The sequence below is a fragment of the Acinetobacter sp. SFA genome (assembly GCF_001647535.1).
Lineage (GTDB): Bacteria > Pseudomonadota > Gammaproteobacteria > Pseudomonadales > Moraxellaceae > Acinetobacter > Acinetobacter pecorum.
In genome coordinates this window covers 79,171-104,849 of sequence record NZ_LSZI01000019.1, presented here as the reverse complement: position 1 = coordinate 104,849, position 25,679 = coordinate 79,171, and the positions used below count along the sequence as shown (strand labels likewise).

Here is a 25,679-nt window from a genome sequence, read left to right as displayed (position 1 = left end):
TTGTTAGATTTATGGCTTTAAATGCCTCTATTTTTTAAAGCCGGTCATTATGGCTTTACTGTTACATTATTCTCAACGCCCATGTCATTAATGGTTACAATAAAATGTCCATTTACAATTTTAGGCGAAATTGAATTTTTCCACTGTATCGACAATCCATTGCGATAACGCAGGTCGATAGCCGAGATTTTAGACCAGACCGGCTTCAAATCACGCTGGGACAGCTGACTCAAACGCTGTAATTTGCTCATGGTCTGATCTTTATCCACAATTATTCTTAAACCCGAATCAAACTGCATAAACCAGGTCATTCGCTCGGTGAGGTATAATTCTTTTAGACGAATGCCTTGTGGTAAAAATAACTGATTAATTTCATTATAACGACGCATCATGGTTTCTGCATGGCTCGCCGGCCCATGTAGTAACGGTAATGCCTGATAATTCTTGGGTGTGACTTCCGTAAAAATCACGCCACTGTCACTTAATAAACGCCCTGTTCCCCAACGTGCAATTGCATGATGCGGCATGACCCTGACCCGAATACCATTTGGCCACGCTCGAGAAACCACGACCCGGTCCACCCAGGACAATTCCAGGGTACGGTCGCGGATCGCTTCCAAATCCGAAGTAAAATAGTTTTCGGTCACAATCGGTGATACATATTGCATGACCTGATGCTGTTCAGCAGCCGAGCGCGTACCTACTACGCCCAGTTCTGCTACATCAGTATTGGTCATGACTTTATATAAACCCCATACTCCAGCGGCCAGTACCAGCACCGCGATACACAACAATAACCAACCACCAAAATTAGCCAGCTTTTCTTTGCGTGTTGGCGGCTTGTCGTGAATCGAGGTAATTGCAGCACGTTTACGGCGCATGGAAACAGGAAGCTGAGCCATATTTAGTGTGCCGAACCGGTCAGAGTCTGTTCCAGAATCGCAACACACAGCTCATCAAAACTGTATCCGACTGCAGCTGCCGCTTTTGGCACCAGAGAATGACTGGTCATACCCGGCACGGTGTTGACTTCAAGCAGCCAGAAATTGCCCTGTTCATCCTGCATGGCATCAATCCGGCCCCAACCGCTGGCGCCGACTGCCTGGAACGCGCGTAAACTCAAGGCTTTTAACTGCTGCTCTTCAGCTTCGCTTAAACCACACGGGATGCCATATTGCACATCATTACGGTTATATTTAGCTTCATAGTCGTAGAAGGCAACATCTTGAGGCGGTTCAAGACGAATCACCGGCAGCGCCTGACCATTTAAAACCACAATGGTGAATTCACGACCGGTAATCCATTTTTCTGCCATCACTACGGCATCGTGTTCAGTTGCCTTGGCAATCGCTTCGGCAAAGTCTTCAATTTTTTCGACCTTGCTCATACCGATACTGGAACCTTCATGTACCGGCTTGATAATCAAAGGCAAGCCTAAAGAATTAACAATGTCAGCCGCATCGGAATCTTTGGTGACAATACGATACGGTGCTGTCGGCAATTCCGAGCCCTGCCAGACCTGTTTGGTCTTGACCTTGTCCATGCCGATGGCAGAACCCTGTACACCCGTACCGGTATACGGTACGTTTAGCCATTCCAGTACACCCTGGATCTGGCCGTCTTCCCCGCCACGACCATGCAATACAATGAATGCACGATCATAATTCACCAATTCTGTGACACTACGCTCCTGCGGATCAAACGCTTCCGCATTGACCCCTGAACGCACTAATGCCTCAAGTACCGCCGTACCACTGTCTAAAGAAACCTCACGCTCTGCAGATTTACCACCAAGCAACACGGCAACTTTTCCGAATTTTGAAGCATTTGACACGTTTATATCCTTAAACTTTTTTCAATCTGGTCAATTCAATTCAGTCACGCAAGATGACTATTTTATATATAAGTGATTTTGCGCAAGTTCGACTGAGATTGCTCCAACATTACCTGCGCCCTGGGTTAATAACAAGTCATTTGCTTGCAATACTTTTCTCATGATCTGATTCAGGTTGCCGTCCGCCGCATCGACCAGAATTGGCTCGACTTCACCACGTAGACGAATGCTGCGGGCCAAAGTACGGCTGTCCGCCCCGACAATCGGTTTTTCGCCAGCAGGATAAACATCCAGCAACAATAACTGGTCTACAGTCGAAAGTACTTCCACAAAATCATCAAAGCAGTCACGGGTACGGCTATAACGGTGTGGCTGGAACATCATTACCAGACGACGGTCCGGATGACTCTGACGCGCAGCTTTAATCGTCGCTTCGACTTCTTTTGGATGATGACCATAGTCATCCACCAGTTTCACGTCACCGCCTTCAATCGCAAACTCACCCTGAACTTCAAAGCGGCGACCCACACCACTAAAACCTTCCAGTGCACGGCAGATTGAAGCATCAGACACGCCTTCATCAGTTGCTATACCAATCGCAGCCAAGGCATTCAGCACATTATGCAAACCTGGCTGGTTGACCGTTACACGCAATGGCTCACGCTCTTTACGCAATACGGTAAAGTGGGTTTGCATGCCATCCTGATCAACATCTACTGCGCGGATGTCATTGTCTTCATTGAAGCCATAAGTCAGTAATGGACGTGCAATCCGCGGCATGATTTCACGGATATTGGCATCATCACCACAGACTACGGCCAAGCCGTAAAATGGCAGTTTTTGCAGGAACTGGATAAAAGTATCTTTCAGGACATCGAAGCTACCGCCATAGGTATCCATATGATCGGCATCAATATTGGTCACCACGGCAGCCATTGGTTCCAGGTGCAGGAAAGAAGCATCTGACTCATCGGCTTCGGCCACAATATAACGGCTGGCGCCCAAGGCTGCATTCATACCGGTACGGTTCAGCAAACCACCGATCACATAGGTTGGATCCATGTTTTCTTCAGCCAGCATACAGGTGATCAGACTGGTGGTCGTGGTCTTGCCATGCGTGCCGGCAACGGCAATACCATGACGATAACGCATCAGTTCACCCAACATTTCCGCACGGCGAACCACAGGAATACGGTTTTCAATCGCGGTTTTAATTTCCGGATTTTCCTTATCAATCGCGGTAGAGACCACGATCACGTTGGCGCCCTTAATATTATTTGCAGTATGTCCGATATAGACTTTAATGCCATTCGCTTCCAGCTGTGCGGTGGTATTGGATGTCTTGATATCTGAACCGGAAACTTTATAGCCCTGGTTTTTCAGCACTTCCGCAATACCACACATGCCTGCGCCGCCGATCCCCACAAAATGAATGTGTTTGATACGGCGCATTTCTGGCACTTTAATTAACTTTTTCGCTTGTTCAGCTGGGGTTGTTGGAGACATAGTTTACTCGGATTACAATTCTTGAATTAAACGGACCACATGTTGAGTCGCATCGGGTTGAGCCTGTCGGCGTGCTTTCACGGCCATTTCCATTAACAGTTGGCGATTCAGCATCGGCTCTAATAATGTTTTTAAACTTTCCGGGGTCATTGTGGCCTGCGGGCAAATCTTTGCCGCATTGATATTGGCCAGGAAACCGGCATTGGCCGTCTGATGATCATCCACTGCACTTGGAAGCGGCACAAAAATCGCAGCTACGCCGGCAGTGGCAATTTCAGTTACAGTCAAAGCTCCGGCACGGCAAATCACCAGATCGGCATCAGAATAGGCTTTGGCCATATCTTCAATAAAGGGCTGTACTTCAACTTGCAAACTGGCTGGTGCATTTTCATAACGTGCCCGTGTCGACTCGGCATGGTTTTGCCCACACTGATGATAGACGCTTAATGGCACATTGAGTTGCTTTAAAGCTTCCGGAACCCGTTCATTTAAGGCTTGCGCCCCCAAAGATCCGCCAACAATCAGAATACGTAAGGGCAGTCCTGCCTTGTCACGCTCCTGATAACGCCAGGACGGATTTAAAATTTCACTAATTTCTTGTCGTACCGGATTACCTGTAGTCACGACTTTTTCTTGGGCCGGAAAGGTATTTGGAAAAGCCTGACACACCGTCTTTGCCACACGCGACAATTGGGTATTGGTAAAACCGGCGACTGCATTCTGTTCATGAATCAGCACCGGAATGCCTAAGATACGCGCGGCCAAACCACCCGGGCCTGCCACATAACCGCCAAAGCCTGCCACGGCATCGACCTGAAGCTGTTTCATGAATTTCATGGCACTGAAGGTGGCTTTCATGATTTTAAAAGGCGCCAAGGCTTTACGTAAGAAACCATTGCCACGCACACCCTGAATATCAATGTGATAAATGGGAATATTCTGGTTTTTTAACAGGCGGTTTTCCATGCCTGTGGGGGTGGCTAACCATGAAACCTGTATACCTTTTTGTTGTAAATCTTTGGCAACAGCTAACGCTGGAAACACATGTCCACCTGTACCTGCGGCCATCATCATGACATGTTTAGGCTGTTTTTGCTGAGCGTCGGTCACGGTTTAATTCTTCAATACTAAAAATGGAGCAGGAAATCTGATTTAAGTAATCAATTGTAATCACAAACCTCAGGCCATGAAAGTTTATTTACTTTATTTCAACAAGGCTTTAATTGTTTTTTTCACGCAAATTTCAAGTTTGGACTCGTTTTATTTATAAGGTCTGCACTTTTCCTTCGACTTAAGTGACATATCATATCAATTTTAAACTCACTTTTCATTATATTATCAATGATCTTGCCCCGGATAGGGCTTTATTTAGAACCATTTACAGCTCACTCCCGGTCAATCCATGTCTTATCATCGACTAATGAGCTTAGGCTTAAAACCTATAAATTTTATAAAACTTTCATGTTATTCATATCTATATATGAATGATGCTTGATGTACAAGCAGATGCTTTAAATGGACTCAGTTCGGATAGATGTCAAAAATCTCATTGCGTGATGTATGGATTATCTTGGCCGGTTATCTGGCTGCGATCCATGTGGGCAAACTTTCGGCCGTGATTCCTGTGTTGCAGCAGGATTTAAACCTGAGTTTTACTCAGGCTGGTTTTTCGTTAGCACTGGTGCAGGCCGCCGGAATGCTGTTTGCGCTATGCATTGGCGCCTTCTCGGAAAAAATGGGATTAAAGCGCTGCCTGATCATGGCCTTAATCATTTTAGGGCTGAGCAGTCTTGCCGGGCTCTGGATTACGCAGCCTGCCACTTTATATGTATTGCGTTTTATGGAAGGAATCGGGTTTTTAACCATCTCCTTGTGTGCGCCAGCAATTTTAAAACGTACCAGCCGCGCTGAAACACTGAATTTCAAGATGGGACTCTGGAGTTCCTATATGGGCATCGGTGTCAGTCTGGCCGTATTGATGATTCCTCTCCTGCTTGAATATCTGGACTGGCAAACGATCTGGGCCATTTTGGGCTGCCTGTGCCTTGTCATTGCTGGCATGATCAAACAATATTTAAATATTGAACCTGCCCTGGTAACACAGCCAGACTCTACCCAGGCAGCTACAGAAAACACCTCATTCTGGCAGATTGTTCAAATTACCCTGACTCATCCTCCCATTATCTGTCTGGCGATTATTTTTGCCTGTTATACCAGTCAATGGATTACTGTCACGGGCTTCCTGCCTACGCTGTATGTTGAACAGGGGCTGGACTTAAAACGCGCAGGGATGCTGGTCTCGATGGTCGTTCTGGCCAATCTGGGTGGTACTTTTGGCGCAGGCATGTTGCTGCAACAGGGTTATAGACCGCGCACCTTATTGAGTACCGGATTTGTGGCAATGCTCTGTAGCAGTTGCTTGGTATTTGCCGCAAATTCCTGGCTCTCATTTGAATTGCAGGTTGTCAGTGCCGTGCTGTTTTCACTGATTGGCGGGATGATCCCGACCACTGTTTTTGCGATTACCCTGCATTATGCACCACGCGCCTATGCAGCAGCGGCCAGTGTGGGTCTGGTTTTACAAATTTCAGCCTGCGCACAGTTTTTTATACCGACCCTGAGCGCTGCGCTGATATCTGCCACCCAATACTGGGCCAATCTTGCCATTATCACCGTCTGCCTTTCGATGCTAGGCATGGTAATGACGGCATATTTATTTAAGCGTTACCCGAAATAAAAAGGTAAAAAGAGCCTGCAAGCAGACTCTTCTTTCACCTGATTTTACCTTTAAACCTGATTGGCCTGCCCCGCTTCCAACACGGCAAACAGATCATCCGCAATCGAGGTGCCAAACTGCGTATCAATTTCACGGATACAGGTTGGACTGGTTACATTAATTTCAGTGACATAATTTCCGATAACATCCAGCCCCACAAAGACCAGACCTTTCTCTCTGAGATACGGCCCTACTTTTGCTGCAATGGCTTTGTCAGTTTCAGTCAGTGGGCGTGCCTCGCCTAGGCCACCCGCGGCCAGATTGCCGCGCACTTCACCATTTTGTGGAATACGGGCCAGACAATACGGCACTGGCTCGCCATTAATCATCAGGATGCGTTTATCACCTTCGACAATTTCCGGAATATAACGCTGCGCCATAATCGGCTGGGTGCCGTTATTGGTCAGCATTTCAATGGTTGAACCGATATTGATCCCGTCCTGATACAGGCGGAAAATCCCGGTGCCGCCCATGCCATCCAGCGGTTTTACAATGACATCGACCTGTTCTTTGAGAAATTCACGAATCAGGCTTTGCTGTGAAGTCACCAAGGTCGGAACTTGTAGATACGGGAACTGGGTCGCGAACAGTTTTTCATTACAGTCACGCAGGCTTTGCGGTTTGTTGATGATCCATGCTCCTTCGCGCTCTGCCTGCTCCAGAATATAAGTGGTATAGACGAAGTTCATATCAAAAGGCGGATCTTTACGCATCAAGACCACGTCATAAGCAGCGATCGACTCTTTTTGTTTTTCGCCAAGTTCATAATAATGGTCGTAGTCTTCAAATACCTGTAACGGTGCGATCAGACCAAAGGCCTTGCCCTGATCGATATATAAATCTTGCTGCAATGCATAACCGAGTTCATGCCCGCGACGTGCCGCTGCCCATAGCATGGCCATGGTCGAGTCTTTCTTCAGGTTTACATTTTCGATGGGATCCATCACAACAAGTACGCGCATGTGTCTCTGCTCTTTTTCAAAAAATGACTTGGCAAGCAGTATAGCTTGTGTCGATTCTTTTGTTTATGGGGATTTTGCATGACTTATTTATATAGGTTTTTAGAACAATACTGAGGCAGATTGAACTCACAGGAGGTATACCATGCAACAGGCCATTATCAGTTTTCATCTGGATGAAGAACAGCATTGGGTTGCAGGGCTGGCCTGCGGACATGGCCAGCATGTACGGCATACCCCGCCATGGCAAAACCGTCCTTGGGTGATGACCGAGCAAGGGCGCAAGGAAAAGATCGGGATACTGCTGGATTGTAAAAAGTGTGAAAAGTGCGAAACTGAAACCTGAACCTATGAAAAAAGTAGTATGTAGGTGACCTAAAAAATAATCTTGTCCAGAATTTGCTAATTTGAGTTACTGCGTTTATGCTTTTATTGCTCAAACATGCAGCGCATTTTTTCAGGGTGTACTTTTGCTCATACGGCTCGTCAAACAGATCTGGTTGGTGATGCTTGTGGTTTTTGCCATAGGCTGGAGCAGTGTGTCTGTCGCATCTGCAAACACCATGCATCTGGTCATGTCGACTGAAAAAATGAGCAGTCATTGTCTGGAAATGAAAAAACCATCTGCTTCTCACTCGCTGCATGAGACTGATCATCATCAAGATCAGATTCTGGTACAACCGGATTGTGTCAGTGACAGCACCCAGCAGTCATCAGACTGTCTGGATTGTGGCACTATGGCCTGCCAGAACCTGGTCACCAGCCTGCCCATTGCAACGCCCGAGTTAAGCGTGCCTGATTACGGTTATCCGGAAAAAACCCTCCTCCCTGCTTACCATGCCAAGCACCTTGCCGGTTACTGGCAAGAAATCTTACGCCCACCCAAAGCTTGATCCTGAATTTTTAAATTTTTTTATTCATTAAGGATTAAGTTATGTTGCTTAAAATCAGTCAAAGCCTGTGTCTGGGCTTCGGTCTCATCTCGTCGTCTGCCCTGTTTGCAGCCGTAAAAGAATATCATCTGGTCATTGATGAAAGCCCGATCAATCTCACCGGAAAGACGGTCAAGCGTATCACTGTAAACGGAAAATTCCCTGCACCCTTGCTGGAATTTGAAGAAGGTGATGATGCAGTCATTCATGTACAAAACAACCTGAACAATCAGGATACCTCGCTGCACTGGCATGGCCTGCTCCTGCCCGGGCTGATGGATGGCGTCCCTGGATTTAACGGTTTTCAGGGGATCAAACCGAAACAGTCTTTTACTTATCGTTTCAAGGTTCGTCAAAACGGCACCTACTGGTATCACGCACATTCCAAAGGTCAGGAACAGGACGGCCTCTATGGCGCATTGGTGATTCGCCCCAAAGCCCAGACATTGCTACCTGCACATGAACAGACCGAGCGGGATTATGTGGTGATGCTGTCGGATTTTCACGAACAGGGCAGCCAGCAGATTCAAAACAATTTAAAAAAATCGGCCGAATATTATCAGACCCAGCGCGAAACCGTAGGCGATGTACTCCAGCAGGTGAAACGTGATGGCCTCAAGGCCACCTGGTCAGACCGCAAGATGTGGAACCAGATGCGCATGCTGAAAACCGACCTGTCTGATGTTACCGGTTATACCTTTCTGGTCAATGGAAAAACACCACAACAGAACTGGAGTGGCCAGTTCCAGCCCAAAGAAAAAGTCCGCCTGCGTTTCATCAATGCTTCCGCCATGTCATTTTTCGATGTGCGTATTCCCCAGCTAAAAATGACCGTGGTCAGTGCCGATGGACAAGCTATACAGCCTGTCGCTGTAGATGAATTCCGGATTGGAACTGCTGAAACCTATGATGTGATTGTGGAACCCCCTGCAGCGCATTACCAGATTGAAGCAGAATCGATCGACCGCTCAGGCTTTGCCATTGGCAGTCTGCATCAGGCAACTGATTCAAGCAAAACCCCGGCTTCGGTTCAATTACCAACACCGCGCCCTCGTGCCTTATTGACCATGGAAGATATGGGACATGCTGAGCAGCATGATATGTCGCATGACACACACAGCAGCCAGACCACGCAGACTGCCACAAGTGAACATGATGAGCATGCCCAGCACGACATGCATGCAAGTCATAGTGCCATGTCCGGAACCAATCAGCCTCATCAGCCGGTTGAGGGCTGGGCCAATATGTCTACGCCTGCAGGACACAAAGCCTTGCAATATCAAGACCTCAAAGCCCTGACACCGCAACCTGATACCCGCGCAGCAGAACGTGAACTGGTGATTCGTCTGGGTGGAACCATGGAGCGCTACATCTGGACTATTAATGGTAAAAAATTCAGTGATGCCGAGCCACTTCAGGTGAAATATGGCGAGCGGATCCGGCTGAAATTTATCAATGACAGCATGATGGCCCATCCGATGCATTTGCATGGCATGTTTATGCAGCTGGAAAATGGTCAGTCTGCTGCAAATATGCCGAATAAACACACCGTGATTGTGCCGCCCGGGAAAACGGTCACGACCCTGCTCACAGCTGACGAACTGGGAGAATGGGCGATTCACTGCCATCTGCTCTATCACATGAGTGCCGGCATGATGAACAAGCTGATTGTGGCACAGGTTGACGAAGATCAAGCGTCTCACTCCTCTTCACAAAAAATGCCGTCAAAGCCAGCAGCAGCTCAAGGAGAAAGCCATGCACATCACTAATCTTTTGGTAAAGTCAGTGCTCAGTAGTGCGCTTACCCTAAGCAGTCTGAGTATTTTTGCGGCAGCTTCTAGCGAGCATACGGGTCATAATGAACATCAGCATCATAGCAGACATCATGCCATGCAAAACATGGCTGATGACTACCCACAGCATACTGAAACTGCAGATGAAGCATCCTATCAACCGCCACCAAAGCTATTGCATCAACAGCAGGCGCTGAACACACCACAAAATTCAGTCAGTTCTGCCAGCGAACACGATCACCGTAAAGAACATGGCGCACAGATTTATAGCCAGATTATTCTGGACCAGAAATGGCAGCATAGTTCAGAGGGAAATGGAGCATTCAAGTCCAAGAACCAGGCCAGAGTCGGCACGGATGAAAATAAAATTTTCCTCAAGCTAGAAGCCGACAAACATAAATCCCATCCGGCCGAATATGATGCCAAAGTGCTGTATAGCCGAAATATTTCTGATTTCTGGGATGTACAGGCCGGTGTGCGTTACCGTCAGGAAAATTTAGCTGGGGCTGCAATACGACAACAGAACGAGCGTTTCGATGCGGTATTTGGCCTGCATGGCCTGGCTCCCTACTTTTTTGAAACTGATGCTTATCTGTATATCGGTGAAGATGACTTTGTGGGATTAAAGCTGGAAACGGAACGTGACCTGTTATTGACGCAGAAACTGATTATGCAGCCTTTTATCGAGCTGGATCTCACCCTGAATGATCAGGCAGCGAATGCGAAAAAAACCGGTCTTCGTCATGCAACCTTGGGTCTGGAAACACGTTATGAGTTGAGAAAAAAGCTCATGCCTTATCTGGAAGTGGGTTATGAATACAGTAAAGGTAATAAACAGACGGACTGGCAGCAAAGCTCTGACTCTGAAAAAGGCTGGATCTATGGGGCAGGCCTGAGAATGATGTTCTAAGTTTTCTTAAATTTAATTTTTTACAGGTTAATCATGTCGCTACGGAAGATGAAACTACATTCATACTCCGTAGCCCTATGCTGCTGTGTTTTGGGCTGAAGATAATTTTTTTTGATTTTAGATTTTATAAGCATTCTCATTATACTTTTTGGGTTTTCCGGTACGTTCCCGCTTATGCTGATATCTGTTAGTTTGATAACAACTAGTATAGTAGTTAGTAGTCTTCATCATTTTGATTTCTATTATTACTTTTTGCTACCAGCGTGCCGAGCATAATGATAAAAGTACTCACGCCACCGATTAATAGGCTCATCAGCCCCATTTCCAGCATGAAATTACTATTGTGACTTTGAGGCATATCCCAAAAAAATTGCAGACGGTTACCAAAGATAAAGTTGATCGCACACATAATCAGAAAACCAATCAAGGTGGCTATCAGCAAAGTCACCACCAGATTTTTCCACATTTTACATCCGACAAACAGGATGATCATGGCCAGCCCAACCATGGTGATGATGGATATAAGCAACACGCCGTTCCAGTAATCCATGAGACTCACTCTTGTTATGGTTTTAAATTAAAATTAAGAAATTCTTATAGTTAATTTTTCCAATTAATTTTTAATATAGGTGGATTCTTATATCTCGGCAATGACAATAACTCACTTAAAGACAAAAACCTTATTTTAACCAAATTAATAAAATTCATATACTTATAAAAACATTATTACTTAAAAAACGATTTTGATTAACATAAAACAACTTAACCACCACATAGATTTAGGAGGAGGGTTAGTTCGCTGATGCTGAAATGCTCTGCATAAAGCTCAAATGGATCAGGACAAAATTTAAAAGCTAAAAATTCGACTCATTTTTATAAGCAAAATAAATAATAAATATAAAAAACTTGAATATTTTATGATTTAGGTTATGCTGTCTTTAACTAGAAAAAAGCGTTGTTTAGTTAAACTTCTTTAAGTGCCGCAGTATTATTTATAATCCTCAGTTTTTTCAGATCTTTATTTCAATTCTTGTTGTTTTTCCAAGTTATCCATAGTCATTTCGATGACTAAAATTATTAAAAATTTAACAGGTTTATATTATGTCTACTACAGTTACCGGTACAGTAAAATGGTTTAACGAAACTAAAGGTTTTGGTTTTATTCAACAAGAATCAGGTCCTGACGTTTTTGCACACTTTAAAGAAATCAGCAGTTCTGGTTTCAAAACTTTGTTTGAAGGTCAACGTGTTTCTTTTAGCGTCGTTGATGGTCAAAAAGGTCCAAATGCGATCAATATCGTTGCGCTATAATTTAGCCCAACAATGAAAAAAAGCACCTGAAGGTGCTTTTTTTTAGCTCTGAAGATAAATAATTTTGAGCCACTGCTGTTCTGAGTTGGACTTTATAAAAAGATAAAAGTGAAAAACCCCCAGCATCCTGCCAGGGGTTTTCCGTGTTGGTTTGCTTGGTATAACTCCTGTCGTACCTTACTTTCCTTGTATTTATCTCTGGTTATTCTTCTATGGAACATCCTGTTCCTGATGACTTCATCATAGGAAATGATGGGCAGCTCGTATAGACGCAAAGTGCCTGAATTGATGTAAGCAAATGCGTACAAAAAATAATGAAATATTAATTTCGATCTCCAGTATTTTTAATTTATTTTATTATTATAAAACAATGGATTAACTTAAATTTCAGTTATTTTACTTGATTTAACCTAGATAGCTATTAAATGGCTGAATTTATAATTAAATTGAATCTTAAAATAAAAATGTACGGTCTGATTCCTTCTTCTGAGCAATAGTTTTGATCGTAGGTCCTGTTACCTGTAAATAAAAAAAGGAAGTCAAAACTTCCTTTTTTCTCATGATTAAGGCTTAGATACCGTATTTAACCCGGTAATCTTCCATTTTCGCCAACGCATCTAAGTCGCCTTTCGCTTCCAGATAGTCCATTAAATCTTTCATTGTAATTAAGGCATGTACAGGGATCTCAAGCTCTTGCTGTACTTCCTGAATCGCAGATAAATCCCCCTGGCCTTTTTCCTGGCGGTCTAGCGCTACCAAAACTCCGGCAATTTGAGCACCGGCATTCTTCAAGATGGTAACGACTTCACGAATTGCTGTGCCTGCGGTAATCACGTCATCAATGATCCAGACTTTTTTACCTGCTACAGAAGCACCGACCAATACCCCACCTTCACCATGGTCTTTGGCTTCTTTGCGGTTAAACCCCCACGGCACACTCACCCCATGATTTTGCGATAAGGCCACCGCCGTAGCTGCCACAAAAGGGATACCTTTATATGCAGGGCCGAAGATCACTTCCACATGGTCACATTCAGTCAGTTTCGCAGCATAGCCAGAAGCCAGCAGGGTCAAGGCTTCACCATCATTCAGCAAACCCGCATTAAAAAAATAGGGACTCACACGTCCCGATTTTAAAGTAAACTCACCAAATTTAAGCACACCGCGTGATAATGCGAGTTCGATAAAAGCTTGCGGGTTAAATTGAGCTGGCGTTGACATGAGGTGCTCCTAAATCCATTAATTAAGGTAAGACTTGCGCATGATACCAAAGAGTAGCTATCCAGGTGATCAAAAAATTCTTCGCGTCGTTTCAATTAATGTCAACGGCTTACGCTCATCTGTCACCAAAGGCCTATTAGAATGGATGGAACAGTCTGAAGCTGATGTAATTTGCATGCAGGAAAGCCGGATCACGCATGCGCAGTGGACGGATAAATTCAAACCTGAAGGCTGGCACACGCATCTGTTTCCTGCCGAACGTCCGGGGTATGCTGGTACTGCCATTTATAGCCGCCTGCCTTTTGTGTCTTTAACCGATGGCCTGGGTTTTGAACTGGCTGATTCACAAGGCCGTTTTATTGCCGCTGAATTTGACTTGGGTCTAGAGCAAACTGTACAGATCTGCTCACTGTATCTGCCTTCCGGTTCATCAGGAGATGAAGCGCAAGCACGTAAAGATCACTTTCTGAAAGAATACGCGAAAATCCTGAAACAGTGGCGTGATGAAAATAGATCAGTGATTGTCTGTGGCGACTATAATATCGTGCATAAACGTATTGATATTAAAAATTGGTCAGGTAACCAGAAATCTTCAGGATGCTTGCCGCATGAACGTGCCTGGCTGGATCATATCTACGATGAGCTGGGTTATGTCGATACTTTCCGTGAAGTGCGCAAAGAAGCCGAGTTATATTCCTGGTGGTCAAACCGTGGTCAAGCACGCGCCAAGAACGTGGGTTGGCGAATTGATTATCAGGCCTGTTCTCCAGACTGGAAAGAGCGTACTGTGAATGCCTGGGTCTATAAAGATCAATGGTTTAGTGACCATGCTCCCGTGATTATTGACTACAAACTATAAATCCGAATGATGCAAAATAGTAAACATATGTTCACTCAGTTAGGGTTTATCTCTTACATGACATGACGTATTTCTTGGGTTTATCTCCATGTAATAACATAGCATTATAGCGCTACGGCACAGGGACAGGTCAGGATGACCATATAAGGACAGGACGCCGTAGGACGAAAATAAAACAGACTATAGATGTAGCCTGTTTTGCATGGATGTGACACTGGACGTTGGATTGAGACCCGCATGATCAGGATGATTAAATGCGGGTTTTCTATTTTTATTACTTCTGCTACACCTCAATTTCATTTTTTATGATGCAGATTATTCTTTTTCTTGCCACCAATGTTAGAGCAGCTTGATGTCATTTTAATGACAGGGCTTGGCGGGTATTTAAAACTGATACTTAAAAAATTTCTTTTTCCTGGTTGGGTTTTACATGGTCTGCTGTGGCCAATTTGGTTAAGCTAATGCATGATTTAAATTTTCTAGATGACAGCTATGTTAAAAATTTACGGAATTAAAAATTGCAGTTCAATGAAAAAAGCCTTTGATCTGCTTAATGAGCAAGGTCTCGCTTATGAATTTCATGATTATAAAAAACAGGGCATCAATGCTGAAACAGTGAAAATCTGGCTGGACGCCCTGGGTCAGGATGTAGTTTTGAACAAGAAAGGCACTACCTGGCGTAAACTCGGCGCAGAAGAACAACAGATGGCCCTATCGAGTGAAGATGCTTTAATTAATGCATTAACCACCCACACCAGTTTGATTAAACGCCCTATCTTGGCGACCTCTGCAGGATTTATTGCGGGTTTTGATGAATCTGCCTATCGTAACTTAGATTCTTGATTCCTTTTTTAAACAAGCGCCATAAAAAAAGCCTGACATCCATCAGGCTTTTAAATATCTACTTAAATAAATCAGTTGGCACGAATCCAGGTCTGGTTACGACCCAATGCCGCTACACCAATGAAACCACGTAGCTCAAGCTTCTTGCCACCATCAGCTAGCTGACCTTTCAACTTATAAGTTTTACCAGATTGTGGATCCAGGATTGAACCGCTGTCATAGCTGGTACCACCAGTATTTTTAAGACCTTTGACAATAGTCAAGCCTTTGAGTGATTTGTTCTTGTAAGGGCCTTCACACTTGGTACAGGCATTTTCTTCACCTGGAGTTAACACCGACTGAATGCTAGCTGACAAAGTGCCATTCTTTTGTTCAGTGAATTTAACCATCGCCTTCGGCTGCTTGGTTTTGTCATCAATGGTTTTCCATACCGTGCCATTTAAAGGATCCGCAGCATTAGCCAATGCAGATAAGCCTAGTAGTCCTAACATAAGCGCTATTTTTTTCATTTTTCTTCATTTCCTTAGTCTGAAAATAGACCAATCTAGTATTAAAAAGTCACAACAAATTTTCAATTTTTAGCTGTGACTATTTAGTGTAACCTTGTAAATATGGTTGGTAAATAATCTACATGATTAATAAAAGCACAAAAAGATGGAAGGAAAATGAAGATAAACGCGCTAACGAAACAATTAATTACAGAAAGCTTTTTAAAAACAGCCATTCGTGCCCCGAGCAGATTGAATCTTCCACCTAGTTCTATGCGTCTTGCACTGGAACAAATGTGCAAACTTTTCCCACAGGACAAAACTGTGGAGATTCGCTCCCTACGTCTGGCGGGGCTACGTGCTGAGGAAATCAAACCACAGCAGGAATCCAGCCAGCTGATTTTTCATATTCATGGTGGGGCATTTTATTTAGGTTCCTTAAAAACCCATCGTGCTTTTATGACGCAAATTGCAGCTCGGACCCAAATGCAGGTCCTACATGTAGATTATCCGCTATCCCCTGAATCTGCCTATCCGGAAGCCCTGGAAGCCTTGTTTGATGTTTATCACCTGCTCCTGGATCAAGGAGTTCAGGCCAAAGATATCATCCTGTCCGGAGACTCTTGCGGAGCCAATCTGGCACTGGCGCTGGCACTTAAAATACAGCAGGAAAATCTCCCACAAGTCAGCGGTTTGATTCTCCTGTCTCCCCTGCTGGATCTGACCTTAACCAGCGAATCTTTACGCTATAACCAGAAACATGATTCCCTGCTTTCTCTGGAAACACTTCAAACCGGAATTGAATATTATGTCCCGCGCTCAATTAACCGTGGCGATCCGGAAGTTTCCCCTTTTTTTGCCGATTTAAACGGCTTGCCCCCGATCCATATTCAGGTGGGTTCCAAGGAAATTCTGCTGGATGATGCGACCCGTTTTAAAGAAAAAGCCGAGCAGGCAGGTATCGAGGTTGAATTCAAACTATATACCGGCATGTGGCATAATTTCCAGATGTTCAGTGCCTGGTTCGATGAAGCCAAACAGGCCTTAGGTGATCTTGCTGAATTTGCCCATGGTCTGGATCGGGATTAAATATAATTCAGTATGTAAAAAAGTCAGCCGCAGCTGACTTTATTCAGAAAGGAAAGGGCTGAGTTAAATAGCCTGAACCTGCTGTAATGCACTTTGCAGCGCTTGTGCTTTGGCAGTTTCGCCCATGTTAACACCTTCGGCACGAATCACTTCAATATCCGTCACCCCAGTAAAGTTAAATACGGTTTTCAGGAAAGCTTCCTGAAAATCAGCCGGGCTCTGCTCGCCATAAACACCACCACGGCTACTGGCAATATATACTTTCTTATTTCCCGCCAGACCCACAGGACCTTGTTCGGTGTATTTAAAGGTACGTCCTGCGACACAGATCCGGTCAATCCAGGCCTTTAAAGTCGAGGGTAAACCGAAGTTATACATCGCGGCACCAATGACCAAGATATCAGCCTGCAAATATTGCTGTAAAATTTTGTCACCCAAGGCGGTCTGTTCTGCATTTTGACCCATTAAAATTTCAGCATTCAGATGTGGAATGGGCTGTGCAGCCAGATCCAGATAGTCAACTTCAATTACCTCGGCATATTTTTGCTGTAATTGCTCTACCACAGCCTGCGTCAACTGACGCGAAATTGAGGCTTCTCCTAAAATACTGGAATCTATCTGTAAAACTTTCATGATGTGGCTCTTTCTTTACGGTTCTATTGGATAATTAATTCAGCTATTTTAACTATTCGTCATAATGAAATAATTAGCACCAATAAAACACATCATCCTGAATTTAGAACAAAACTGTGTACTGCTTAAGCTCTCCGATTTTTAATTAAGGGTGCTTTGGCATAACACTGAGTACCTGCATCACAGGCTAAAGCCCAACAGACAAGATATAAAAATAACCAAACTGGGTTAAATATTGTTGTTTATCAAGTACTCCAACTTATGTTATCTTATGTAAATAACGCCATAAATATCCGATAAGTCTTAAAAAAAACTGCCATAGCAATTAAAATCAGGCCGGGACCATGAAGCGAATATCGCCTGTACCAGAAAAAATACTGAAGCATAAAATCACGAAATATCTGGTCGAAGATGAAGTCGTGATGAACTGGAGTATTCTAAAAAAGTGCATCCTGATGCTGGCGTTGGGATGCGGAGTACATCTGACCTGGCTCGGCTGGGATATTTTCGTGTTATTAAATCCCGAATATTGGCAATATGTGCATCTAGAACGGGTCTATACACAAATTACTCTGAACAGCAGCTTTCTGGTAATTCTATTTCTCCTGATTTTTCCCTGTTATAAATTTCAGGGGAATCAGCTGATTGAACGGTATCTGCCCTACATGGCAGTGGGTACTTTTGTTATCTCGTTGTGTCGTGACGCCTATCTCGTCGGGGTGATCAGCCCTGTGGCCACGACCTCCTATGTCTGTTTAATTATGGTGGGACTGGTGCTGTTCCATCGTACACTGGTCTATAGCATGCTGATTCCAGCATCCATTTTCCTAGGCGGATGTGCCTATTTAAGTTTCAGCCATCAATTGCCTTATTCACCGCTATTTAATCTCGATGGCGAGCTTTTCTATAATGGCTTCTGGCTGTTATCGATGCTGTATTTCATTTTGCCAATTCTGGCCGTCTGCATGGTGTTATTCGAGATTCTGCTCAGTCAGTGGCGGCATCGCGAGCAGCTGATCAAACAGCTGAGCCAGATCGATCCGCTTACCAACCTGTTTAACCGTCGTAGCATCAATCAGTGTCTGGACAAACTGAATGCCGCAGCGACTCCCAATTATGCCTTGGTATTGCTGGATCTGGATCATTTCAAGAAGATTAATGACCATTTTGGCCATCATAAGGGTGATGAAACCCTAGTAGAAGTGAGCGCCGTGCTGAACCAGCAATTGCGTGAAAGTGATGTGGTCGGCCGTTTTGGTGGGGAAGAATTTATTCTGGTGCTAAAAAATACCAGTCTGGAAAAAGCCGAACAAGTGGCTGAACGCTGCCGCATTGCCATTCAGCAATTGCAGATTTTCAGTGATGAGGGTGAGCTGATTCCGGTCACTGCCAGTTTCGGGATTGCCATTTCGACGGCTGATTTACGCCCACAACAATTATTGAGTCAGGCCGATCAGGCACTTTATCAGGCTAAAGCGGATGGACGTAATCTGGTCAAAGCCTATGTTGAGCCATTGACTGCCCAGATGCAAGTTTCCTAAACAGCCAAATTTCTGGATAATATTGAATACTAAGGCTTTTCGCTTTGCGCCAAATTTTGCAACTGGGCCAGCAATTCAGCTTCGCTAAATGCACCGGTCAATCGCAACCCCCGGATTTCCTGCTGCTGCGCATTCAAGAATAAATACGTCGGCGGTCCAAGAATTTCCCATTGATTTAATAGTGCTTGATGAGAAGCATTATATTGGCTTAAATCCAGCTTGATCAGGAAATATGGCGCAAGGGCCTGCTGTACCGCTGCAGATTTTAAAATCCGGTGTTCGATCGGCTGACAGGCGACACACCAGTCGGCATAGACATCAATAATGACCTTTTGCCCTTGTGGAACCTTGGCCAAAATCTGCTGAAATTCGGCCGCATTACGGGCCACATGCCACTTGGCTTCTGTACTCGCCTGCTCCACAAAAAACCGCTGACTATGCTGATATTGGCTATAAGCAATATAAGGCACGGCCAATGCCAAACACAGGATATACAGCCATCTTAGACCAGTACGATGCCAGAAAATCCGGAATAGTACATAGGCAACAAAGGCCATGCCCAAGGCTAGGGATAACCACTGTAAAACAGCTTCTGAAATCAGCGGCCGAATAAAATACAGGGCCAATGCCAGCATGATAAAGGCAAAGAGCACTTTAATCTGATTCATCCAGTGCCCGGCTTTCGGTAGAATCCGCGCCCCCAGAATACTGGCCAGTAGTAAAGGTGCACCCATTCCGAAACCTAGGGTAAACAGTAGTAGAGCTCCCTGCCACTGACTTTGGGTCTGGGAAATAAACAACAATGCACCGGCCAGTGGTGCAGTCATGCATGGCCCGACCAGGAGTGCCGAAATCACTCCCATAATACCCGCACTGACCAGACTACCTCCCTGCTGCATGGCCTGTGCCCGGTCCAGACGCTGCACCAGACCTTGGGGCAGTTTGATTTCAAACAGGCCAAACAGATTCAGGGCAAACAGGACAAATAGCAGACTAAACCCGATCAAGGTGGCGGGTTGCTGCAACCAGCGCTGGAAGTTCAGGCCGGCTGAAGATGCAATTAAGCCAAGTACCGCATAGACAGCAGCCATACTGCTGACGAAAGTCAGTGCAATCATCCAAGCTTTCAGGCCTTTGCTGTCTCGTACAATCAGCGACGTTAGAATCGGCAGCATCGGCAAGGAACATGGGGTAAAAGCCAGTAATATTCCTAAACCAAAGAACAGCAAAAGCCCATAACCTAAAGAGCGTTCAAGCAGCTGGGCTGACCATTTTTGGTCTTGTGCTGCATAGGGTCCGGTTTGCCAGTCTGATGCGGAGAGGTTATCTACAGCAGACTCTGAGGAACCTGCTGTATTAAACAGGGTATTTTGTTGCGGTGAGGCGCTATTCAAATCAAGTAAACGTTTTGTTCCTGATCCGGCTGCTTCAAATTGTACCAGACCAGATAAATCGGTCTTGAACTGGATGGTTTGTGGCGGATAACAGATCCGGTCTTTAGCACAGCCCTGCCAACTGACCTGATAGGATTGCCCCGCCTGGGTCGGAACCTGAAACTTTAACTGCTGGTAATAAACCTGGGTATGCCCATAGTTGTCATCATATAAATCTTCAGCTGGCGGCAATTCAAGCACTAATGCCTGATTGCCCTGCCGCACTTCAATTTTATGCTGATACAGATAATAATTGTCTGGAATCTGCCAGCTCAGTTCAGCCTGCTGCTGACTGGTGGAGATCACAGTTAACGGAAAAGCCTGCTCGGCAGACAACAATGCCGTTTCCGCCTGAGCAGGACTACTGAATACAGAGCAGCCTAAAATGAGCGGGACAAGTACTTTCCCCCAGACCGGAAACTGCGAGTATTTGATCATCTGTAAACTAAACCGCTTAGAACAGGACAGATAAGCCTAGGCCTGAGAAGTAGCTTCGATCTATACCATTCAGATCTACACCTACACTGGCGTCCAACTGGACATGATCGTTTAATGCATACATCACTCCAGTGCCAAGCGCGTATTCATTATTGACTCCTTCAGCCTTACGGTAAACCAGTTCAGAATAGCCTGACCAGCGATCTTTAATCTGGTAGCCTAAAGATGGAACTGCCACAACTGCCCAGTGACTGTCCTGCCATTCATAACGCATGGTGATTGCTGTGCTTACCAAGTCATTATACTGATAAGAAACTGCAGAACTGAGGCTGTAAATATCCTCTTCATTACTAAAACCGGCATTGCCTGTCGCAATAATTGCTTCAGCCAGCAAGGCCATACTCAGTTTGTCATCATCCAGATCAATGGCTTTTTTTAGACCGATACTGATATCACCCAAGCCGTCTTCGTCATCGGTCTGACCATTGGATTTTACTTGCTTCCATCCAGGACCATCCCAGCCCAGACGTAGTTCTAAATCCTTGGCAATCCCGGTACGTAACAACATATCTGCATTAAGTCTGGTAATCGTCTGCTCGCCTGAATCGCTATACTGAACTGTGGGCAATCCCTGTTCCCAGGCTACCTTTCCTACGGGAGTGATGCCGGTACCGAGACCTTCACCAGGCCGGTCAAATTCAAAATCAGCTGCGAAAATTTGGGCACTACAACTCGCCAGTGCTATCAGACCCAAAATTCTTAATGTTGTCATATCCAGGCTCTTTTATAAAATGTATTTAACCAAGCTCTTTGGTCATTTTTGCGCCATGACTACGAAGTAGTTCGAGCGTCTGTTTTTCTTCTTGCAGGGCTTCTGACCAGTTAATTTCATCAAAATCACAGTCAAAGAACAGGTCACTAATTGAAGATAAAATTGTCATGCCATCTTCATCTTTGCTATTCGGATCTACTTTTTCATCAAGTAAACGCTGTACGGCAGGTGCACATGCGGCACTTGCAGCATCCCAAAGCGGACCATAAATTTCTTCAGCATCCCAGAGATGCAGATTTACTTTGGCCTGGATCAGCTCTTCCAGAATCTGTAAATGCACTTGTAAACGTGCCTGCTTTTCATCTTCTGAAAGTGGGGTGCCGGCTTCATACAACTCGCACACCTCTTCCCACCATTTAAACAGGCCATCCGACCAGACCGAAATCACCGGTCCTTTGTCATGATCTACAAAATTTGGATTGAGTCCACCTGCCAGCAGCTGTTTGACCTGTTCCAGATTCAATTCTTCGAGTGCTTGCACAAAAAGCTGTTGTTGCGCAGTTAACATGATGGAACTCACTTTAATTCGTTTTCGACTATTATGCCGAATAAAGAGGCTTTTGTTGTATTTCCAGCAAGTATATTTTGGTTTTAATATGAAAAAAGCCCCGCAGGGCTCTTTTCAAATCGTTCCGAAATCAGTTTTCTGTATCTACTGTATCCGTATCTGCAAGTTCCAGTGTACCTGCACGAGGGTCATCATTTTTCTCGATAACATGCTCCAGACTGCGTTTCAGCCGGTCAATAGCACCACTAATCGCAGTCGCTACACTCGGTGCACGATGATTGACCACTACTGGTTTCAATCCTGCAGGCCGTGCTTCAATCATGCAGCGAATATCGTCTTCACCGCCTTTGGCGCCATTTTCATCACTAAGATGGACTGAAAAATGGGTAATACGTTCGCTGTGGCGCTGGAATTCCTGATTCAATTCTGCACGTACATACTCAATTAAACGATCGCTATTCTGAATGTGCTTATCTGTACGGATTTCAATATTCATAAATTACCACCCTCGAATCTTTGTAACTTTTTTAGTGCAAAATTCTTTATCTTGGCACGCTCTTAACTTGCTGTTTCACATTGCATTTTACATCTCCAAATGACTGGACTTCTAACCTCCACTTTGAATGATGAACACATTTTTTGAGTCTGCAGAATCGTGTCCTTATATCTAGAATATCGGCCCTATCTGGAAAATATGCAAGTGGTATTTTGGATTTTTAGCAAAAGAATAATTGATTGTGACAAGTACTTACCGAGTTAAAAACAACTGATGAGTTATGGTGTAGTTGCAATATTATTTATGTGACTGGGTATTGAACTCTTCATTATAAAATCTGCTTATAACTTGCAGCCGCCCATTATCCCCAAGAATACAAAATGAGAGCAAATTATTAAAAATAATAGATTTTGTATTTAGAATCACTACGGATAAGCAGATTATTTTTTCATTCTAGTGTGCCGTAGCAGAAACAGCTTTGCAAAAAGCTTAGTTTTGGCTGTTTAAGCAGCAAGATTAAACAATCCAGATACTTTTTTATCTGAATAAAGCTGGACAAGTAACCAATAATCTAAAATTTTAGACCCGGTTTTATGACATCAATGGTGAATAAAATCTAAAAGAGCAATACCTTCAAGATTGTAAGTACCAAGCCATGAGTTCTTTTCATCTGCTCTTACCTGAAAATAATATTTTATGATAAAAATCCTATTATTTTTAACAATTTAAAACCAAGATAACCCTCTTATACCTACTGGATTTTCTATGCTTATTTATAGATAAATAATGTTTTGCCGTCTTAACAAGCAAACAAAGATCACTCTTTTTCGACTTTTTAAAATAAAGACTTAGAAAATTCAGACCGGAATAGCAGTAATAAGACTGATTCCTCCGCGGTCATGACTCCCTGAATATTTTGGCTAGATCCGCAATTTTAACTTTATTTTTACTTATTAATCTGTATGCTTATTCTGCTTTCTTGGGGGAGAGATTTAAATGAAATTTACACAACTCGCAGCACTTTGTGCATTGGCTTCAACTGCAGTATTTGCTCAAGCAAAACCTGTATGGCAGGACTTCAGCATTACTGGTCTTTATGGTGAACACTATGCCTTCCCGGGTGCAGGTGACGATAACCAGCAAACCACTGCAACCTTTGAATATGCTGCCAAGTTGAACTACGGGGATTTCTTCGGTTTTGCTGACCGTACTCATAATGACTCAGGTAATGCAACGTATTTTGAAGTATCACCTCGTTTGAGTCTGGGTGCTGTCACCGGTCAAAAGCTTGAACTTGGACCGATTAAAGATGTATTGATTGCGGGTACATGGGAAGGCAATAGCGCTAACTATCCTGGCAGTGATTTTAACAATTATCTGTATGGTGTTGGCTTTGACCTTGAAATTCCGTATTTTCAGTATACTCAGCTAAACTTCTACAAGGCCGATAATGAAAAAGGCTCTGAAGACGATTACCAAATGACTGTGGTGTACGCTATTCCTTTCAAAGTTGGCACCGAAGACTTTCTTGTTGACGGATTCCTTGACTGGTCTACTGCTGAAAAAAATGGTCATGCGAGCGAGCTTAACTGGACCACCCAATACAAGTGGAATCTGGGCAAACATATCTCTCCAGAAACCCGTCTATACCTAGGTATTGAACATTCTGTCTGGAATAACAAATATGCTGTAAAAGGTACGGACGAAAACAATGTCAGTGCCCTTGTGAAGTATCACTTCTAATTGATGTATGATCAAAAGCAGAACTTCGGTTCTGCTTTTTTTTAAACCATAATTTCAGCTTTATCCTAACAGAACAAGAATATGCCTGATTTTGACATTCGCCCTGCGACCGAACGTGACCTTGAAACCATCCTTGAGATTTATAATCAGGAAGTGCTCTATGGCACTGCGACCTGGAACAGAACAGCCTTTGATCTGAACTATTTCAAAATCTGGTTTAAGCAGCTTAAAAATCAGAATTTTCCAGTTTTTGTGGTTGAAGATACTCGAAATCGGGTCGTGGCTGGTTATGCCTGTTATGATCATTTTCGCAGTATTCAGGGCTTTCGACAGACGGTTGAACATTCCATTTTTTTAAATCCGGATTATGCAGGACAAGGTCTGGGTTCTAAATTATTGCAGTATTTAATTGAACAGGCTCAAGTACAGAAATTGCATATTATGGTTGCCGCAATTGATTCAGAAAATACCTCGTCAATTCGCCTGCATGAAAAACTGGGTTTCGTTCAAACTGCCTATATGCCGCAAGTTGGACAGAAGTTTGGGCAATGGCGTGATTTGGTCCTATTACAACTCAATCTGGATCAGGGTTAATTCACTTTTATTTTAAATTCTTCTCTTGATCTATTTTCTTAACATCAGCCTCCCACTGTCTTTATCACTTTCATATTATCTGATTTTTACTGGATTGGATTACAACAGAGATATTATTTACTTCACAGGCTTGCTATGTTTTATTCGAATTAAACTCATACCGAATAACACCATGTACAAATCTCTATTTTCTATTGCTCTTTTAAGTTTAAGCGCGCTCACTTTTGCTGATTCAGAGTTCGAGAAAGAATTGCATTCAGGCTGTAGCAAAGTGCAAAGTTACGCAAATAATGGCAAGAAATTCTACGACCAGAAACAATATCAAAAGGCCATCGCGCAATTTGAGCAACAAGCGGCCTGGTCATCCTTTTGTGCGATGAATGTAGAAGATGGCGGTACAGCTTTTTCTGAACGTGATATCACCACGGCGTTTAATAATGTCGGTATAAGTTATGCCAAGCTAGGCAAGCCGCAATGGGCACGCGCCTGGTTTTCCGTTTTCCCGAATGCTAAAGCCAGCCAGTTCAATCTAAAACAGTTACCTGTACCAAAAAAACCGAAGAGTCTTGCAGGGAAATATGTCCGCTATGCAGGTTTTGGTCAGTGGAATACGATGGAAGTTAAACAGGCTTCGAATGCCTACCAGATTGAGTTTAATGGACTCTATATGGGTTTACGCAGTCTGATTTATGGTCCTAATATGGGAGAATTTTCAACCCGCATGCCACTGAACAAAACACATACCCAATATCGTTATGACGACTGCAGAATTGATTTGAAATTTCAGTTTAACGCTCAAATTGGACAACAGATTATGGTCAATAGCAGAAATCCGATGTCTTGCGGTTTTGGGCATAACGTTTCAGCAGATGGCAAGTATTTAAAGGTTGAGTGATTACTGATTCAGCGATATCTTATTGCCCTATAACAAACATAAAAT

The 25,679-nt window shown here is 44.0% G+C and carries 26 protein-coding genes; 13 read left to right on the top strand and 13 right to left on the bottom strand.

What is annotated here, in order from left to right:
* Positions 1 to 47: 47 nt before the first annotated feature.
* The 4 genes from AY607_RS11590 to murG are packed head-to-tail and all read right to left on the bottom strand — an operon-like array spanning position 48 to position 4,450.
* Positions 48 to 902, bottom strand: a complete 855-nt coding sequence (locus AY607_RS11590; RefSeq protein WP_064095067.1) for a cell division protein FtsQ/DivIB — start codon at positions 900 to 902, stop codon at positions 48 to 50.
* A 2-nt stretch (positions 903 to 904) separates the two neighbouring features.
* Positions 905 to 1,834: a D-alanine--D-alanine ligase gene (locus tag AY607_RS11585; protein WP_064095068.1), complete on the bottom strand. Its 930-nt coding sequence runs from the start codon at positions 1,832 to 1,834 to the stop codon at positions 905 to 907.
* Positions 1,835 to 1,891: 57 nt separating this feature from the next.
* Positions 1,892 to 3,340: a UDP-N-acetylmuramate--L-alanine ligase gene (murC, locus tag AY607_RS11580; RefSeq protein WP_064095069.1), complete on the bottom strand. Its 1,449-nt coding sequence runs from the start codon at positions 3,338 to 3,340 to the stop codon at positions 1,892 to 1,894.
* A 12-nt stretch (positions 3,341 to 3,352) separates the two neighbouring features.
* Positions 3,353 to 4,450 carry an undecaprenyldiphospho-muramoylpentapeptide beta-N-acetylglucosaminyltransferase gene (gene murG, locus AY607_RS11575; protein ID WP_064095070.1) on the bottom strand — a complete coding sequence of 366 codons (1,098 nt, stop codon included), beginning with the start codon at positions 4,448 to 4,450 and terminating at the stop codon, positions 3,353 to 3,355.
* 424 nt (positions 4,451 to 4,874) lie between these two features.
* Here murG and AY607_RS11570 point away from each other — a divergent pair, with 424 nt between their 5' ends.
* Positions 4,875 to 6,077 carry a CynX/NimT family MFS transporter gene (locus tag AY607_RS11570; protein WP_064102604.1) on the top strand — a complete coding sequence of 401 codons (1,203 nt, stop codon included), beginning with the start codon at positions 4,875 to 4,877 and terminating at the stop codon, positions 6,075 to 6,077.
* Positions 6,078 to 6,127: 50 nt separating this feature from the next.
* Here AY607_RS11570 and gshB read toward each other — a convergent pair whose 3' ends face one another.
* Positions 6,128 to 7,078, bottom strand: coding sequence for a glutathione synthase (gene gshB, locus AY607_RS11565; RefSeq protein WP_064102603.1), 951 nt, complete (start codon positions 7,076 to 7,078; stop codon positions 6,128 to 6,130).
* 142 nt (positions 7,079 to 7,220) lie between these two features.
* Between gshB and AY607_RS11560 the strand changes: the two genes are divergently transcribed.
* The 4 genes from AY607_RS11560 (at position 7,221) to AY607_RS11545 (ending at position 10,710) form a co-directional block, all read left to right on the top strand.
* Positions 7,221 to 7,421, top strand: coding sequence for a DUF3565 domain-containing protein (locus AY607_RS11560; RefSeq protein WP_064102602.1), 201 nt, complete (start codon positions 7,221 to 7,223; stop codon positions 7,419 to 7,421).
* Between the two features lie 124 nt (positions 7,422 to 7,545).
* Positions 7,546 to 7,968, top strand: a complete 423-nt coding sequence (locus tag AY607_RS11555) for a hypothetical protein (protein ID WP_064095074.1) — start codon at positions 7,546 to 7,548, stop codon at positions 7,966 to 7,968.
* Positions 7,969 to 8,009: 41 nt separating this feature from the next.
* The gene (locus AY607_RS11550; RefSeq protein WP_064102601.1) at positions 8,010 to 9,776 is read left to right on the top strand and encodes a copper resistance system multicopper oxidase; all 1,767 of its coding nucleotides are present in this window, start codon (positions 8,010 to 8,012) and stop codon (positions 9,774 to 9,776) included.
* Entirely contained in the window at positions 9,763 to 10,710 is a 948-nt protein-coding gene (locus tag AY607_RS11545) for a copper resistance protein B (RefSeq protein ID WP_064102600.1), read from the top strand. Before AY607_RS11550 ends, AY607_RS11545 begins: the two co-directional genes overlap by 14 nt.
* Before the next feature lie 214 nt (positions 10,711 to 10,924).
* Here the strand turns inward: AY607_RS11545 and AY607_RS11540 are convergent, their stop codons facing one another.
* Complete coding sequence (locus AY607_RS11540) at positions 10,925 to 11,260, bottom strand: hypothetical protein (protein WP_064102599.1); 336 nt, start codon at positions 11,258 to 11,260, stop codon at positions 10,925 to 10,927.
* Between the two features lie 551 nt (positions 11,261 to 11,811).
* On the opposite strand from AY607_RS11540, the gene AY607_RS11535 reads away from it, so the two are divergent.
* Complete coding sequence (locus AY607_RS11535) at positions 11,812 to 12,021, top strand: cold-shock protein (protein WP_004281299.1); 210 nt, start codon at positions 11,812 to 11,814, stop codon at positions 12,019 to 12,021.
* Positions 12,022 to 12,591: 570 nt separating this feature from the next.
* On the opposite strand, the gene pyrE is transcribed toward AY607_RS11535, so the two are convergent.
* On the bottom strand, positions 12,592 to 13,242 hold the full coding sequence (pyrE, locus tag AY607_RS11530) for an orotate phosphoribosyltransferase (RefSeq protein ID WP_064102598.1): 651 nt from the start codon (positions 13,240 to 13,242) through the stop codon (positions 12,592 to 12,594).
* 40 nt (positions 13,243 to 13,282) lie between these two features.
* Here pyrE and AY607_RS11525 point away from each other — a divergent pair, with 40 nt between their 5' ends.
* Both AY607_RS11525 and AY607_RS11520 read left to right on the top strand, forming a co-directional pair.
* Positions 13,283 to 14,101, top strand: a complete 819-nt coding sequence (locus AY607_RS11525) for an exodeoxyribonuclease III (protein WP_064102597.1) — start codon at positions 13,283 to 13,285, stop codon at positions 14,099 to 14,101.
* A gap of 492 nt (positions 14,102 to 14,593) precedes the next feature.
* Positions 14,594 to 14,944: a Spx/MgsR family RNA polymerase-binding regulatory protein gene (locus tag AY607_RS11520; protein ID WP_064102596.1), complete on the top strand. Its 351-nt coding sequence runs from the start codon at positions 14,594 to 14,596 to the stop codon at positions 14,942 to 14,944.
* A 71-nt stretch (positions 14,945 to 15,015) separates the two neighbouring features.
* Here the strand turns inward: AY607_RS11520 and AY607_RS11515 are convergent, their stop codons facing one another.
* Positions 15,016 to 15,453 carry a DUF2147 domain-containing protein gene (locus AY607_RS11515; protein WP_064095082.1) on the bottom strand — a complete coding sequence of 146 codons (438 nt, stop codon included), beginning with the start codon at positions 15,451 to 15,453 and terminating at the stop codon, positions 15,016 to 15,018.
* A 156-nt stretch (positions 15,454 to 15,609) separates the two neighbouring features.
* Here AY607_RS11515 and AY607_RS11510 point away from each other — a divergent pair, with 156 nt between their 5' ends.
* On the top strand, positions 15,610 to 16,521 hold the full coding sequence (locus AY607_RS11510) for an alpha/beta hydrolase (RefSeq protein WP_064095083.1): 912 nt from the start codon (positions 15,610 to 15,612) through the stop codon (positions 16,519 to 16,521).
* 63 nt (positions 16,522 to 16,584) lie between these two features.
* Here the strand turns inward: AY607_RS11510 and AY607_RS11505 are convergent, their stop codons facing one another.
* Positions 16,585 to 17,154, bottom strand: coding sequence for an FMN-dependent NADH-azoreductase (locus AY607_RS11505; RefSeq protein ID WP_064095084.1), 570 nt, complete (start codon positions 17,152 to 17,154; stop codon positions 16,585 to 16,587).
* 344 nt (positions 17,155 to 17,498) lie between these two features.
* Here AY607_RS11505 and AY607_RS11500 point away from each other — a divergent pair, with 344 nt between their 5' ends.
* Positions 17,499 to 18,695, top strand: a complete 1,197-nt coding sequence (locus tag AY607_RS11500) for a GGDEF domain-containing protein (protein ID WP_064095085.1) — start codon at positions 17,499 to 17,501, stop codon at positions 18,693 to 18,695.
* A 29-nt stretch (positions 18,696 to 18,724) separates the two neighbouring features.
* On the opposite strand, the gene dsbD is transcribed toward AY607_RS11500, so the two are convergent.
* From dsbD to AY607_RS11480, 4 genes are all read right to left on the bottom strand, one after another.
* Positions 18,725 to 20,566, bottom strand: coding sequence for a protein-disulfide reductase DsbD (dsbD, locus tag AY607_RS11495; RefSeq protein WP_064102595.1), 1,842 nt, complete (start codon positions 20,564 to 20,566; stop codon positions 18,725 to 18,727).
* A gap of 16 nt (positions 20,567 to 20,582) precedes the next feature.
* Positions 20,583 to 21,338, bottom strand: a complete 756-nt coding sequence (locus AY607_RS11490) for a transporter (protein WP_064102594.1) — start codon at positions 21,336 to 21,338, stop codon at positions 20,583 to 20,585.
* Between the two features lie 25 nt (positions 21,339 to 21,363).
* Positions 21,364 to 21,906, bottom strand: coding sequence for a hypothetical protein (locus tag AY607_RS11485; protein WP_064095088.1), 543 nt, complete (start codon positions 21,904 to 21,906; stop codon positions 21,364 to 21,366).
* A 130-nt stretch (positions 21,907 to 22,036) separates the two neighbouring features.
* A complete protein-coding gene (locus AY607_RS11480; RefSeq protein ID WP_064095089.1) occupies positions 22,037 to 22,402 on the bottom strand; it encodes an HPF/RaiA family ribosome-associated protein in 366 nt (121 codons plus the stop codon).
* Positions 22,403 to 23,398: 996 nt separating this feature from the next.
* Here AY607_RS11480 and AY607_RS11475 point away from each other — a divergent pair.
* From AY607_RS11475 to AY607_RS11465, 3 genes are all read left to right on the top strand, one after another.
* Positions 23,399 to 24,145: an outer membrane protein OmpK gene (locus AY607_RS11475; RefSeq protein ID WP_064102593.1), complete on the top strand. Its 747-nt coding sequence runs from the start codon at positions 23,399 to 23,401 to the stop codon at positions 24,143 to 24,145.
* A gap of 81 nt (positions 24,146 to 24,226) precedes the next feature.
* Entirely contained in the window at positions 24,227 to 24,739 is a 513-nt protein-coding gene (locus AY607_RS11470) for a GNAT family N-acetyltransferase (protein ID WP_064095091.1), read from the top strand.
* Between the two features lie 172 nt (positions 24,740 to 24,911).
* A complete protein-coding gene (locus AY607_RS11465) occupies positions 24,912 to 25,634 on the top strand; it encodes a hypothetical protein (protein WP_064095092.1) in 723 nt (240 codons plus the stop codon).
* Positions 25,635 to 25,679: the final 45 nt, after the last annotated feature.

What these genes read in the sequence shown, in the direction of transcription:
- AY607_RS11535 (WP_004281299.1), top strand. Translation starts at nt 11,812, where the DNA reads ATGTCTACTACAGTTACCGGTACAGTAAAATGGTTTAACGAAACTAAA.
- AY607_RS11465 (WP_064095092.1), top strand. Translation starts at nt 24,912, where the DNA reads ATGTACAAATCTCTATTTTCTATTGCTCTTTTAAGTTTAAGCGCGCTC.
- AY607_RS11490 (WP_064102594.1), bottom strand. Translation starts at nt 21,338, where the DNA reads ATGACAACATTAAGAATTTTGGGTCTGATAGCACTGGCGAGTTGTAGT.
- AY607_RS11570 (WP_064102604.1), top strand. Translation starts at nt 4,875, where the DNA reads ATGTCAAAAATCTCATTGCGTGATGTATGGATTATCTTGGCCGGTTAT.
- AY607_RS11560 (WP_064102602.1), top strand. Translation starts at nt 7,221, where the DNA reads ATGCAACAGGCCATTATCAGTTTTCATCTGGATGAAGAACAGCATTGG.
- AY607_RS11540 (WP_064102599.1), bottom strand. Translation starts at nt 11,260, where the DNA reads ATGGATTACTGGAACGGCGTGTTGCTTATATCCATCATCACCATGGTT.
- AY607_RS11485 (WP_064095088.1), bottom strand. Translation starts at nt 21,906, where the DNA reads ATGTTAACTGCGCAACAACAGCTTTTTGTGCAAGCACTCGAAGAATTG.
- AY607_RS11545 (WP_064102600.1), top strand. Translation starts at nt 9,763, where the DNA reads ATGCACATCACTAATCTTTTGGTAAAGTCAGTGCTCAGTAGTGCGCTT.
- AY607_RS11520 (WP_064102596.1), top strand. Translation starts at nt 14,594, where the DNA reads ATGTTAAAAATTTACGGAATTAAAAATTGCAGTTCAATGAAAAAAGCC.
- AY607_RS11480 (WP_064095089.1), bottom strand. Translation starts at nt 22,402, where the DNA reads ATGAATATTGAAATCCGTACAGATAAGCACATTCAGAATAGCGATCGT.
- AY607_RS11510 (WP_064095083.1), top strand. Translation starts at nt 15,610, where the DNA reads ATGAAGATAAACGCGCTAACGAAACAATTAATTACAGAAAGCTTTTTA.
- AY607_RS11525 (WP_064102597.1), top strand. Translation starts at nt 13,283, where the DNA reads ATGATACCAAAGAGTAGCTATCCAGGTGATCAAAAAATTCTTCGCGTC.
- gshB (WP_064102603.1), bottom strand. Translation starts at nt 7,078, where the DNA reads ATGCGCGTACTTGTTGTGATGGATCCCATCGAAAATGTAAACCTGAAG.
- pyrE (WP_064102598.1), bottom strand. Translation starts at nt 13,242, where the DNA reads ATGTCAACGCCAGCTCAATTTAACCCGCAAGCTTTTATCGAACTCGCA.
- dsbD (WP_064102595.1), bottom strand. Translation starts at nt 20,566, where the DNA reads ATGATCAAATACTCGCAGTTTCCGGTCTGGGGGAAAGTACTTGTCCCG.
- AY607_RS11515 (WP_064095082.1), bottom strand. Translation starts at nt 15,453, where the DNA reads ATGAAAAAAATAGCGCTTATGTTAGGACTACTAGGCTTATCTGCATTG.
- AY607_RS11500 (WP_064095085.1), top strand. Translation starts at nt 17,499, where the DNA reads ATGAAGCGAATATCGCCTGTACCAGAAAAAATACTGAAGCATAAAATC.
- AY607_RS11550 (WP_064102601.1), top strand. Translation starts at nt 8,010, where the DNA reads ATGTTGCTTAAAATCAGTCAAAGCCTGTGTCTGGGCTTCGGTCTCATC.
- murC (WP_064095069.1), bottom strand. Translation starts at nt 3,340, where the DNA reads ATGTCTCCAACAACCCCAGCTGAACAAGCGAAAAAGTTAATTAAAGTG.
- AY607_RS11470 (WP_064095091.1), top strand. Translation starts at nt 24,227, where the DNA reads ATGCCTGATTTTGACATTCGCCCTGCGACCGAACGTGACCTTGAAACC.
- AY607_RS11505 (WP_064095084.1), bottom strand. Translation starts at nt 17,154, where the DNA reads ATGAAAGTTTTACAGATAGATTCCAGTATTTTAGGAGAAGCCTCAATT.
- AY607_RS11475 (WP_064102593.1), top strand. Translation starts at nt 23,399, where the DNA reads ATGAAATTTACACAACTCGCAGCACTTTGTGCATTGGCTTCAACTGCA.
- AY607_RS11590 (WP_064095067.1), bottom strand. Translation starts at nt 902, where the DNA reads ATGGCTCAGCTTCCTGTTTCCATGCGCCGTAAACGTGCTGCAATTACC.